Source organism: Psychrobacter arcticus 273-4, from assembly GCF_000012305.1.
GTDB lineage: Bacteria > Pseudomonadota > Gammaproteobacteria > Pseudomonadales > Moraxellaceae > Psychrobacter > Psychrobacter arcticus.
In genome coordinates this window covers 1,081,935-1,095,184 of sequence record NC_007204.1, presented here as the reverse complement: position 1 = coordinate 1,095,184, position 13,250 = coordinate 1,081,935, and the positions used below count along the sequence as shown (strand labels likewise).

10 protein-coding genes are annotated in these 13,250 nt (G+C 43.5%); 4 read left to right on the top strand and 6 right to left on the bottom strand.

What is annotated here, in order from left to right; translation table 11 throughout:
• Positions 1 to 81: 81 nt before the first annotated feature.
• Together PSYC_RS04745 and lpxB are read right to left on the bottom strand one after the other, a co-directional pair.
• Positions 82 to 945 carry a ribonuclease HII gene (locus PSYC_RS04745; protein ID WP_011280189.1) on the bottom strand — a complete coding sequence of 288 codons (864 nt, stop codon included), beginning with the start codon at positions 943 to 945 and terminating at the stop codon, positions 82 to 84.
• Positions 946 to 990: 45 nt separating this feature from the next.
• Positions 991 to 2,292, bottom strand: a complete 1,302-nt coding sequence (gene lpxB, locus PSYC_RS04740) for a lipid-A-disaccharide synthase (protein WP_011280188.1) — start codon at positions 2,290 to 2,292, stop codon at positions 991 to 993.
• Positions 2,293 to 2,656: 364 nt separating this feature from the next.
• Between lpxB and PSYC_RS04735 the strand changes: the two genes are divergently transcribed.
• Positions 2,657 to 3,739: a 3-deoxy-7-phosphoheptulonate synthase gene (locus PSYC_RS04735; RefSeq protein ID WP_011280187.1), complete on the top strand. Its 1,083-nt coding sequence runs from the start codon at positions 2,657 to 2,659 to the stop codon at positions 3,737 to 3,739.
• 111 nt (positions 3,740 to 3,850) lie between these two features.
• Here PSYC_RS04735 and pepN read toward each other — a convergent pair whose 3' ends face one another.
• The gene (pepN, locus tag PSYC_RS04730; protein ID WP_041757982.1) at positions 3,851 to 6,457 is read right to left on the bottom strand and encodes an aminopeptidase N; all 2,607 of its coding nucleotides are present in this window, start codon (positions 6,455 to 6,457) and stop codon (positions 3,851 to 3,853) included.
• Between the two features lie 551 nt (positions 6,458 to 7,008).
• On the opposite strand from pepN, the gene pal reads away from it, so the two are divergent.
• Together pal and PSYC_RS04720 are read left to right on the top strand one after the other, a co-directional pair.
• A complete protein-coding gene (gene pal / locus PSYC_RS04725) occupies positions 7,009 to 7,527 on the top strand; it encodes a peptidoglycan-associated lipoprotein Pal (RefSeq protein WP_011280185.1) in 519 nt (172 codons plus the stop codon).
• 257 nt (positions 7,528 to 7,784) lie between these two features.
• Entirely contained in the window at positions 7,785 to 8,489 is a 705-nt protein-coding gene (locus PSYC_RS04720) for a 4'-phosphopantetheinyl transferase family protein (protein ID WP_011280184.1), read from the top strand.
• 128 nt (positions 8,490 to 8,617) lie between these two features.
• Here PSYC_RS04720 and PSYC_RS04715 read toward each other — a convergent pair whose 3' ends face one another.
• On the bottom strand, positions 8,618 to 9,442 hold the full coding sequence (locus PSYC_RS04715) for a hypothetical protein (RefSeq protein WP_011280183.1): 825 nt from the start codon (positions 9,440 to 9,442) through the stop codon (positions 8,618 to 8,620).
• Between the two features lie 645 nt (positions 9,443 to 10,087).
• On the opposite strand from PSYC_RS04715, the gene PSYC_RS04710 reads away from it, so the two are divergent.
• Positions 10,088 to 10,846, top strand: a complete 759-nt coding sequence (locus tag PSYC_RS04710; RefSeq protein ID WP_011280182.1) for an IclR family transcriptional regulator — start codon at positions 10,088 to 10,090, stop codon at positions 10,844 to 10,846.
• Positions 10,847 to 10,931: 85 nt separating this feature from the next.
• On the opposite strand, the gene mmsB is transcribed toward PSYC_RS04710, so the two are convergent.
• Together mmsB and PSYC_RS04700 are read right to left on the bottom strand one after the other, a co-directional pair.
• On the bottom strand, positions 10,932 to 11,897 hold the full coding sequence (gene mmsB / locus PSYC_RS04705; RefSeq protein WP_011280181.1) for a 3-hydroxyisobutyrate dehydrogenase: 966 nt from the start codon (positions 11,895 to 11,897) through the stop codon (positions 10,932 to 10,934).
• A gap of 111 nt (positions 11,898 to 12,008) precedes the next feature.
• Positions 12,009 to 13,250, bottom strand: coding sequence for an enoyl-CoA hydratase/isomerase family protein (locus PSYC_RS04700; RefSeq protein ID WP_011280180.1), 1,242 nt, complete (start codon positions 13,248 to 13,250; stop codon positions 12,009 to 12,011).

The following is a 13,250-nucleotide window of genomic DNA, read 5'->3' as shown; positions in this document are numbered from 1 at the left end:
AATTGATCATAATTAGAATATCTTATGTCACTCTCAACCGATTATTCTACTTCAAAAAACCAAATCAACTCACCCTCAACGCTAGCTCTCCAATGCTTTTCTCACTGGTGCAAAACTACGTCTGTGTGCTGATAATACCCCGTAAGTTTCAATCGCTTCCATATGCGCGCGCGTTGGATAGCCCTTATGTTTGGCAATACCATATTCAGGGTGTTCAGTATCGAGGGCGTACATGGTTTTATCACGGCTAACTTTTGCCAAGATACTTGCGGCGGCGATACTGGTATGTCGCGCATCGCCCTTGACCCACGCTTGGCAATCAATCATCGATTCTTTTATTCCCAATTGTGCAAGGCTTGTATAATTCAATTCAGGGCAACGATTCCCGTCGAATAAAACTGCTGTTTGTAGCTGATGTATGTCTTGTGCCATGTCATTCAAATGATGAGCAATGACTTCTAACAGAATCTCAGTACATAAACGCATTCCGAGCATGGTAGCTTGCAGGATATTTATCTGATCAATCACTGCCGCTGGAATATCAGCAATGATATAACCAATGGCATACTGCTGAACCAAAGGATACAGTAGATCGCGCTTTTTTTCGCTTAACTGCTTGGAGTCGGTCAGTATCGATAAGGGAGTATCTTTGAGGAGCTGCGCTTCAATCAGGCCTGACCAAGCACGTGGTAATATTGCCGATGCAACATTCACACTGCCCAATAATGGTCCACGCCCTGCTTCATCAACACCAATTTGTAGCGCTGAGCCAGTATCACTCTGTGCAATATTTTTCGAATATTCAGCGAATAATTCAGTGATATTTATTTGACCAGATAAATGAATGGGAGACGCCAGATTAATATATTGTCCCTTGATATCTATCTGTTCGATATTGCGTTCAACCTGTAAAATATTGCTCTCTGTGTGTGGCATGCTATTCATTGAATTTATGGTCTTATTTGTATGAGGTGAATTTTCTTACTAGCTCTACAGCCTTTTTGACGGGTTATTCTGAAGATACCATTGCTCAATCACACTATTGGCAGGCGCATGATTGCTTTGCTGCTGCAAAAGATGCTTGGTATGAATCAGCGCATTCAATTGCTCAGCATAAGCACGTGGCTGCAATAGGCGCATGACGGTACGGCAGATATTGTCACCACTTGCCTGCTCTTGAATCAGCTCCGGTACAATCGCTGTAGCTGCCAAAATATTTGGCAACCCCACGTATGGCACCTTAACCAGACGCTTAGCAATCTGATAGGTTAGCTGATTAAGCTGATACACGACTACCATCGGACGCTCAAGCAGCATCGCCTCAAGCGTTGCTGTACCTGATGCCAACATCACAATATCTGATGCTGCCATCGCTTGCTGACTAAAGGTTGGCTGGCTATCATCATAGACCACCACGATAGCCGCTCGCAGCTGTTCTGAGCGCTGATCAATAACATCTTGAACGATATATTGATGGTTTTGATCGACGGTTGGGATAATAAAGCAAAGCTTTGGGTCCAATAAGAGCAGCTTTTGAATGCCATCTAACATCCGTGGCAAAATAGCCGTTATCTCACCGCGGCGTGAGCCTGGCATGACACAAATAAGCTGGCTGACTTCATCAAATCGTTCGATAAAAAACTGCTGCAAACCATCATTGTGCCAAACCAGCTCACTACGGCGCTGATTGATTGGTGTCTCTAACAGGGTTTGATCAATCGTACGCATCAATGGATGTCCGACGCATATCGCCGGATGGTTATAACGCTCGTAAACGGGCAGCTCAAACGGAAACAAGCACAATACCAAATGGGTCGCCGCTTTAATATTATGGATACGCGACTCACGCCATGCCCAGATAGAGGGACTGACGTACTGCACACAAAACACGCCTTGCGGCTTTAGTTTTTTCGAGACTCGAAGATTAAAATCAGGCGCATCAATGCCAATAAACCAATCAATATCCGCCGTTTTAAAAGCCGCCAGCAACTCACGGCGTGCCTTAAGCAAATCAGGCAGTTGCCCCATGACTTCCACCAGACCCATCACTGCCAAGCGCGATAATGGAAAAATACTATTCAGACCTTGCGCTTGCATCTTAGTTCCGCCAACTCCGACCCAAACGATGTCATCACGTAGATTGTTCATCTGCTGCATAAAATCTGCACCCAAACTGTCTCCTGACACCTCGCCGGCGACGATACCAATAACGAGCGGCTCACGCGTTACAGTAGCCAACTGGTAAGTATCAAATGGCGCAAAATCAGGCTTAAGTGTAGCGGTATCGGTCATGACAAGCTCTTAATAATAAAGTGTTACAGGGAAAGTCGTACAAGGGAGAAAACATAGATATTATAAAATATAGCATAGGGTATCCATCATAGGATACGCACCATAATAATCAGCATCGTTTATTATGCTCAAATTTAGCAATTTGTACTGCCATCATACGTGACCATGATAAAAATAGCCAAGTTGACCGATGAAATCCAGCGCTATAAACATCTCTTTATTCTGCCTAAAATCATCAAGTATAACGAAGTTTTAGCATCAGCATTCCAGTTATCAGTCAATTAACTGCTCGACTGCCCTTGTCAACCGGTACTTTTGTCCGCATAATGAAAGTTCCTATAAATCAGCTAGACGATATATAATCATGATAACAACCGCTACCCATAATGCAGAAATTGACGACGTGAATATTGAAAAATTTATTCCATTAATAACACCCAATGAGCTAAAAACCGAACTGCCTTTATCAAACGAAGCCTATAAAACCGTTTTAAATGGTCGTCACACTATCCAAAACATCTTGGATGGCAAAGACAAGCGTCTGTTTGTGGTTATTGGTCCCTGCTCTATTCATGACATCAAAGCCGCTCACGAATATGCTGATCGCTTAGCGATATTGGCGAAAGAGATTGAAGACAGCATATTCGTTGTGATGCGTGTCTATTTTGAGAAGCCGCGCACGACCGTTGGCTGGAAGGGTATGATTAACGACCCTGATATGAATGACAGCTTTGACATTGAAAAAGGTCTGCGTACTGCCCGTAAGCTACTGCTTGATCTCAATGAAAAAGGGTTGCCTTGCGCCACCGAAGCGCTTGACCCGAACACGCCGCAGTACATGCAGGACTTGATCAGCTGGTCAGCGATTGGCGCACGTACGACTGAAAGCCAAACACACCGTGAGATGAGCTCAGGCTTATCATGCCCAGTTGGCTTTAAGAATGGTACCGATGGTGGTATGACTGTCGCGGTCAACGCCATGCAAGCGGTAAAAGCGGGTCATAGCTTTTTAGGTCTGTCATCAGATGGCAAAGTATCTATCATCAAATCTAAAGGCAACCCTTATGCTCACGTGGTATTACGTGGTGGTAACGGTAAGCCCAACTACGATGAAACGGCAGTTGCTCAAGTAGAAGACGCACTTGCTAAAGGCAAAACCAGTAGCAAAATTATGATTGACTCAAGTCATGCCAATTCAGGTAAAGACCCTTACCTGCAACCGATGGTCATTCAAAACGTCGCGGAGCAAATTAAAAATGGCAACAAGTCTATCATCGGTATGATGATTGAGAGTCATTTAAAAGGCGGTCGCCAAGAGCTAACTGCTGATTTGGACGCGCTCGAATACGGCATGTCGATTACTGATGGTTGCCTAGATTGGGACAGCACGGTCACAGCACTACACAATTTACGTGATATGGTCAAAGACATCCTACCTAATCGTTAATAGCTGCTTATCCAATAATAGCTATTTATTAAAAAGCCCGTTTGACACTAGATTGTCAGACGGGCTTTTTGATTTTAAAACTTATAATTTTAGATTTCTAAGACGACAGACTTAACCCTCTTCAGTCGCTGTACCCAATACACTATTTAGGCTCTCATGCACATGCTTGGAGGATACTTGCTGCTGCACATCAAGCAGTTGCACATGTGCCATTTGACGGCGTGGCTCAGCTAACGTATTCCAACGTGCCAATACTTGTAATAACCGCGAAGCTATCATAGGATTGGAGTCATCCAGCTTCTTAATTACGTCTGTATAGATATCCAAACCTTCTTGCGTCCACAATGCTGTTGGCTGCGAAGTAAAAGCGCTGATTACTGAACGCACGCGATTGGGGGTATTCCAATCAAAATCCACATGTTCTAGTAATGATTTTATGACATCAGCATTGACGTTGTCAGCAGATGCTTGCACACTAAACCACAAATCAATGACCAAATCATCCGCTTGAAAACGCTCATAAAATTCTGCCAAATATTCATCAGCATTTACCACTTGATGATTCACCATGGCTTTTAGTGCCCCAAAACGTTCCGTCATACAACTGGCATTATCATACTGCTGTTGCGCCCATTCTCCAGCGCCTTCCACGTTCGCTGTCAATGCCATATCAAGCACCACATTACGTAGCGCCCTTGTGCCGCGCGCTTCTGCACTGTCTTCATAAGACTGCAAGGGCAGCTGTTTATAAAGTACTTCCCATTGATCTTTTAACGCCTCCGCCAGCTGCTGATACAAGCCTTCACGCTGCGCTTTGACCAACTCTGGATCATAATCTTTAAGAATAGCAGCCGCCAGCTCCTGCGCTGATGGGATATCAAGTAAACGCGCCGCCAGCATCGCATCCTCGCTTGCCAGCACAGGCAATGTCTGCGCTAATGCCGCTAGATAGACATCAGGGTCGCTTTTTGTACCTTGGTTGGGCAATAAAATACGGTTGACCAGCATTTGTGTCACTTGCCAGCGATTGAAGCCATTGGTTTCATGTTTGAGTAAAAAAGCCAAATCTTCATCTTGATAGTCATAATTCAGCTGTACCGGTGCACTAAAATCACGCAGCAAAGACACCACAGGCGCAGCACTTATCCCTTCAAAAGTAAAGGTTTGTGTGGCTTGGTCTAATAGCAACATACGCTCAGCCATAATTTTGCCACTTTCTTTATCAAATAACGCCGTTGCGACTGGAATTGGCAACGGTTTTGGCGCATCAAAGCCGCTGACATGGCGGGTCTGCTGACTCAACGTAATGGTCAATGTCTGTGTGGCGCTATCATAGTCTTGATGACCGGACACTACTGGCGTACCTGGCTGACGATACCAATCAATAAAGTCTTCCACCTTACTATTAGTAATACTAAGCGCCGATAAGAAATCTTCAACGGTCACTGCTTGCCCGTCATAACGACGGAAATACTCATCGGTACCTTTTCGGAAATGATCTGCTCCCAAGGTATTGGCAATCATACGGACAATTTCAGCGCCTTTTTCATAAACGGTGGTGGTATAAAAGTTATTAATTTCAACAAAGCTCTCAGGACGCACAGGATGCGCAAGTGGTCCTGCATCCTCTGCAAATTGATGGGCGCGCAAAGTGGCGACATCATCGATACGCTGCACCGCACTTGATTGCTGATCCGCTGAAAACGACTGATCACGGTAGACAGTAAAACCTTCTTTTAGGCACAGCTGAAACCAATCACGACAAGTAATCCGATTGCCCGTCCAATTATGGAAATACTCATGGGCGATAATGGCTTTTACGCTAAAACTACGGGTATCCGTCGTCGTTTCGGGGCTTGATAATACACAGGCAGTATTAAAGATATTTAGCCCTTTGTTTTCCATCGCACCCATATTGAATTGACTGACCGCAACGATCATATAACGATCTAGGTCATAAGCACGGCCGTAATTGACCTCATCCCATTGCATCGAATCTTTGAGCGCTTGCATACCGACATCACACTTATCGATGTCAGCAGACTTTGCATATACTTCAAGCAAGACTTCTCGACCTTCGCTGGTTGTATAGCTATCAGTCAACACATCTAAATCCGCAACCACACAAGCAAACAGATAGCTTGGCTTATTGGTTGGATCATGCCAAATCGCATAATGGCGGTTTGGGGCATCAATCATGTCCCCCGCTTCGACCAAATTACCATTGGCCAATAGCGTTGGATAGCGCTTATCTGCTTCAAGGCGAGTGGTAAATATCGCGAGTACGTCAGGGCGGTCTGGATAAAAGGTGATTTTACGGAAACCTTCCGGCTCGCACTGGGTGACAAACATCCTATCATCACCACTGCCCGCCATATAAAAGCCTTCAAGCGCGGTATTGGTTTGTGGGCAAATACGTACTTGAATCGCCAATGTTACCTCATCAGGGGCATCACTAATCGTAAGCTTACCTGCTGACTGCTCATAGCGCTCAGCTGTCAATGCCTCACCATTCATCGTCAGAGCCAACAGCTCTAAATCTTCACCAAATAAAACGATGTCGCCTGCGCTTTGACGGACCATCTTTAGAATACTGTCTACCTGTGCATGGTCTTCAAATAACTTGATATCTAAGCTGACAGTTTCAACATCGAAGCTTGGCTTTTGATAGTCTTTTAAATTGATTTTATTAGGCGCATGGAGAGGTACATCAGGCATTTCAGCATTGATAATTTGCGCATCGTTTTCAGCGGTAGACATATAGATTCCTATTGGTTTTTATGATGGTTATATTTATAACAGCCTTTATAACAGCCTTTATAACAGCCTTTACAACAAGACTTAAGCAACACTTAGCTATAGTTGAAATACTTTAAAGTCGCTACAGTATTGCTGGTGTAAATTTTTTGCAGCCTCTGTCTGCGTAGGCACAGCAAGCAAGAAAAATTTGCACCAGCAATACGTGTTGTATCGATATTACTTTTCACCGACTATACTGTCACAATATCTAGCTACATTGACCTAAGGCGCCAAATTTCAAGGGTGCTGATAAATTAAAATAAGAAAGGTAACGATGATAAGAATCCCTATATAATGACGTAAATCTTGGCGTAATACGCATTATATCTATTTGTAAACTCTAGAATTATTTACAGTAATAGTACTTACATAAAGTAACATTTAGTATATTATAGATAGCAATTGCCTAAGTTTTATCATAAGCAGTTTATAACAACAAATGTAATTCATTACAATTTTTGGAGCTTATTATGTCAACCAGTTTTTCAAAAATCGCTGCCCTCGCTGTATTATCAAGCGCCGTTGTTCTAGCCTCAGGTTGTGCTACCAAGCGCGCTATTTCTGAAGTGGTCGTGGCTCCACTAGGTATCCCAGGTGGTCAAGTTGGCTACACTGGTGCGGTCATCGTTGACAACTCAAACGCAGTCATCAGCGGTGCTGAAAACATCCAAGCCGTTGTATACTTTGCCTTTGACAGCAGTGAGATCACTTCACAATCTGCGGGCGTCTTAAACCAACATGCAGATCTGTTAAAATCTAACCCATCAGCGGGTGTGGTTATTGCTGGTCATACCGATGAGCGCGGTAGTCGTGAATATAACATCGCATTGGGTGAGCGCCGTGCCCAAGCAGCACGTGATTATCTTGCTGCTCAAGGCGTTGCAGCAAATAACATCCGTGTCATCAGCTATGGCGAAGAGCGTCCTGCTGCTGCCGGTACGAACGAAGATGCTTATGCCCAAAACCGCCGTGCTGAACTGTCTTACTAAGCATATAGTATAAGATATTATAAGTATGAAAAAGCCCAGCAAGCCTATTGTTGGGCTTTTTGCTTTTTGTTACCTAAGATGAATCGCGATATAAACCATCAGTTTCTATAGTCGGTGAAAAGTAATATCGATACAACACGTACTACTGGTGCAAATTTTTCTTGCTTGCTGTGCCTACGCAGACAGAGGCTGCAAAAAATTTACACCAGTAGTACTGTAGCGACTTTAAAGTATTTCAACTATATAATATAAAGACTATGCAAAACTTAATGCTACACGATATTCACTATACCGAGCTCGACACTAAAACGATGACATGGTGTGCGACTGCTCAAGTGCGCGCCCTCTATCATAATCAAAAAGCCAGTACCTGTTTATCAACACCTCAAATTGCTTATAGTCAGCGCCAGCAGCAACGTGCAGGCGTACGGCTATTATTACTGGCATTGCTCAAAAAACTATCTATCACCGATAGTTTAGATGAATCCAGCTTCCCTTATCGATTAACCCATAGCCAATATTATGTGTGTTTTAGCCATACCAGTGGCAGTAGTAAAAATGCTACTCGAATGCAAAATGCTATAGAAAACTTGGATACACCATACGTCAAGGTCGCTGTCATTATCAGTCGCCATCGTGCATCGGGTATTGATATCGAAGTCAATGCGGTGAAATGGCAGGTGGCTAAGCGTTTTTATCATCCAAAAGAGCTGGCTACCTTGCAAGCATTACCAACGATACAGCGTAACTCTGCCATAAGATGGCTGTGGCAAATAAAAGAGAGTTTTATCAAGATACATCAATACACGCTTGCCCAAGGTTTAGGCATGGATTATTCCGCTATGATTCCTGATTTACTCAATCAGCCTGCAGAAACTCTGCCTTTGCTTACTATGACTGACGATAATAGTAATTATCGTATTGCTGTTATTCCATTGCAGCAGACCGTCATTATTTATTGAAAAAATCTAACAACCCTAGTGGAAAACAACACTTCTTACTTTATATTAGACATAAAAAAACGACCCTGAAAAGGGTCGTTCTCTGTACACATTCTTCTTTTAACAACAGTATTTAAACGGTTATTAAATTAGAAGCGGTAAGTTGCACCAAGCTTAACGATTGGTAACCACTCTAACAAGTTTTTGTCTTCTAGTTCTTTCTCAGCCTTTTCTGCAGCATTTTGTAAATCAGCTCCAGAAGCTACAACCGTAGCATCGGTCTTACCCATATATGCTGCACCTAGCTCGCCAAATAAACCAAAGTTATTGGTGATATTAGGACGGAAGCCGATAGTAGCATAAGGCGCTAACTTATTACGGTGCTCAATAGTACCTTTTAAAGTACCAACATCTGCTTCTGCATACTGTTGGCCATCAATCTTGTAAAAACCATCTTTAGTATTAGCAGTTACGTTAATTTCGTTATCAGGAACAATGATACCAGCACCTACTGTAAACCAGTTCGCCATAGGACGTAACTGTACGCCTAGATATGGGTTACTGAAATCAGTATCAACGTCATAGTTTACATCATTTGCATCAAAGTCACCGCCGAATAAATCAGCAACATCGCCACCTGCCCAACCAGCTTGTAGTTCAGTCTTGTCGTTAAGTGAATAACCTACGCTAGCACCGTAACCTAATGTACCAACTTCAGCACTAACTGATGCTGGATGAGTAACAGTTTGGAAGAAAGTCTTAGTACCACCAACGACCGCGCCAGTTGTGTTACGTAACACGCCAGCATCTGCATTGTAGGCATAACCAGCGTCTGCTTGATAAGCAACCGCTACTGGCTCAGCTTCGTATACAACAGCATCATTACTGTCAACAATGATAACTGGCTCAGCTGCTAATGCCGCACTTGATGCCAAAACCGCAGCAGAAATTGCTGTTAATTGAATAAGTTTCATAAAATACTCTCCTAAAGTGTGAAATAAATCGTCCATAAAAAAATGACAATTCAGCTTTTTTTAAACAATCATTTTGATGCGAGGATTAAAACAATTTTGACTCAAAAAGTCACCCCTAAAGACGCACCTTTTATTTGCCATTATGTAAAGATTGCATAGTTATTGTAATAATTACTACACCAACCCGCAAAACTTCGCTCTCTTGTTACACAATGCTCTTAAAGCCACTGTGCAGCCTACACATGAATATTTGAATGCTTAACGCTCATGTAAAGGTATTACAAAATATTTCTTTATGATGAAGCATGTACAGAATTAACTCAATTACAGTTATAGAGTTAATTACTACAGATTGTTGTGCTTTGTGACGGAACGTATCTAATATTGCTCAAAAACCTCAATAATTCTCAGATAATTTTGACATAAACGTACGCAACTTAAAGGCACTGCTATATAATGATATATGTACTTGTTTAAGAACGTTATTGTGCTAAATTAGAGTAACTAAGCCAATAGCCATATCTCTTTATGCTTATGCGCTTTTAGTATTATGCCTTTATTATTGCGCCCTATGCTGTAGGGTTGTTCTACTATCTTACGCTGTGCGTTATCTGCTTTATTTTTTATTCTTACTGAGTCATCTATATGCCCAAAGTATCATCGATTACCCGTGTGCTAGAGATTATCGAGGCAGTATCTTATGCTTCAAAACCGCTCTCGCCACTTGAACTATCGCAAGAGCTTGATATTCCAAAGCCAACCATTCATCGATTGATTCAAAATCTGGTCGATGAAGGGTTTGTGACGATTGACATTGGCGGCGGTATTATACCGGGCAAGCGGGTACGCAATTTGGGTGTTGAGCTTTGGCAGCAGCGACTGTTCTTTAATGAGCGGCAAATGATTTTGCAAAAACTGGTCGATGAGCTCAAAGAGACCTGCGGTATCGGTGTTCCTTATCAGATGAATATGATCTACACCAATCGCGCAAAAACGACCTTGCCAATACAGATTTATTTGCCAGTGGGCGCAAAATCACCCATGTGGTGTACTGCTACCGGCAAGCTTTATTTGAGTCAGCTATCAAGTGCAAGTCGCAACAAAATACTGCAAAATTTATCATTAGATAAGTTTACCAAAAACACCATCACTGATATCGATGCATTAAACGCTGAGCTTGATCGTATCGCTGAAACAGGCATTGGTATCGACAATGAAGAGTTTATCTCTGAGATGGTAGCAATCGCCGTACCGATACGGGATAGAAAATCACGCTACCTTGCTTCGCTGTATCTTCATGCGCCGACTATACGGGTATCTTTAGATGATCTATTAGCCCATGTCCCACGACTACAAAAAGCGGCGCAAGATATTCAGTCGCTCGTCTATGAGCTGCCAAGTTAAATGCGCTCATATAAGCCAGAAACAACTAAAAAAGGTCTGCACTATTATTATAATGCAGACCTTTTTTAGTTGTGTTTTTGATGTTTTAAGACAATACAGAGCTGTCGTAACGCGCCATAATGCTAGAAAAATCTCTGTCGCCATTCTCAACGGTATGCGCGGCATAAAGCTCGGTTGCTTTAGCGCCCATTGGTGTCTCAACATTGGTATCTTGAGCAGTCTGCATAGCAAGGTTAAGGTCTTTTTGCATCAGCTTACTCATAAAGCCACCTTGATAGCCATTACTCGATGGGACGTTTTCCATCACTTGCGGATAAGGGTTATAGACCTCTAGCGTCCAGTTACGGCCTGAGCTTTGCAGCATGATATCGGATAGCACTTTCGGGTCGAGACCGTTTTTGACGCCCAGATTAATCGCTTCTGCCGTTCCTGCCATCAAAATCCCAAGCAGCATGTTATTACAGATTTTTGCAACTTGTCCTGCACCATGCTCGCCTGCATGAAAGATGTTTTTGCCCATGACAGCCAGTATCGGCTCAGCTTTAGCGAATGCGTCGTCGCTACCACCAACGATAAAGGTTAGCGTACCAGCGATGGCACCGCCTGTACCACCAGAGACTGGCGCATCTAAGAAGTCGATACCAAGCTTACTCGCAGCTTCTGCTACCTTCCTTGCGTCAGCGGCGGCTATCGTACTGCTATCAATCACCAAAGTACCTTTTGGTAAGTCTGCAAGTAAACCCTTAGAGCGATCTTCTCCTAAATAGACAGAATGGACGTGCTTGCCTGCGGGTAACATGCTGATAACCACTTGGGCATTTTGGGCAGCGTCTTTAGGACTGTTTGCTATATTGGCACCCGCTTGTTGCAAGCGCGCGGTCGCCTCTGCAGATAAATCATAAACCGATAGCGTATAACCTGCCTTTAACAAGTTTTCTGCCATTGGGCCGCCCATATTACCAAGTCCGATAAAGGCGATATTTGGCTTTGCTGTAGTACCGTCATTATCAGTCGTAGTTGTATTACTTGAGCCTTTATCGTTTGTAGCCATCTCATCGCTCCTTGATGATTGATTGTGCAATTAGTTTTAGTTTTTCAGATTTCACTTAATCCAGTCACTTAATCCAGTTAAGTTGGCTTAAATCAGTTGTTAAATATATAGTTAGCGGACCGCTTCATTACCCAATGCTGCATTGCTAAGCCAATCATCTAAAGGATGCTCACCTTTATCATAAGGATTGGTAAAGTGCTGCTGGATATAGTTTTGCCCCTCTACGCTCAAGCAGTCAGCTAACGTACGTGACCAGTGCGGGCTGCGATCTTTATCAATCAATAACGCTCTTACGCCTTCTTTAAAATCAGGGTTAGCCGCACAATGTACAGCAACATTGGTCTCTAGATACAAGACTTGCTCTAGCGATAAATCCGTCACCTTATGATATAGCGCATAGGTCAACGCCGCAGTCACTGGGCAGCCATGTCGATAGGTTGCTACGGCTCGCTGTGTCCAACTGTCGGCAGAAAAATCTGCATCAAGTTGTGTAAGGGCTTCATCACTTTGTAATAGCGCATCAATGTCACCCAAGCCGCCGCTGTTCATCAGCTGCTGGATAGCACGCCAATGCTGTGCCAGCTTACTAGCAGGCAGTTCAGCAACGGGCTGCGCCGCCAGTGCTCGACTCACGATGCTATGGGCGCTGTTGTTATTTTCTTTATGGCTTTCTTTATTGTCCGCATCAGCTGTCGTCTGCCAGTCACTTTGCTTCAGACATTGCATGATGGCGTCATAATCATTACTAGCAACCGCATATTCAGCAAGATTAACCAGTAGCGCATCGCTGCCATTACACTGCGCCCCTGTCAGTCCTAAAAATAAGCCTGTTTTGGCAGGCATACGCTGTAAGAACCAACTGCCAGACGCATCGGGGAATAAGCCAATGGTAATCTCAGGCATGGCAAAACGGGTACGCTCAGTGACCAGTCGATGGCTACAGCCTGCCATCAACCCCATACCCCCACCCATAATAATGCCGTCGCCCCACAAGATTAATGGTTTGGGATAAAAGTGCATTTTTCGATAGAGATTATATTCATGACCAAAAAAATCGGTCGCATAAGGGTTCGGCATAGGCGCCGTTGTTGACATACTGTCATATAACCTGCGAATATCACCGCCTGCACAAAACGCCTTATCGCCTGCGCCTTTTAATAGCAATGCCACCACTTGATCATCACCTTCCCACTGCTCTAGTTGTTGTGATAATAATTGACACATCTCAACGCTCAGGGCATTAAGAGACTTTGGCATATTTAACGTCATTATCCCAATAAGGTGACCACAATCTGTCGGCTCGGTGCTGAATAATACCGGCGCGTCTGGTGTGCCTTCTATAGCTGCTGTCAT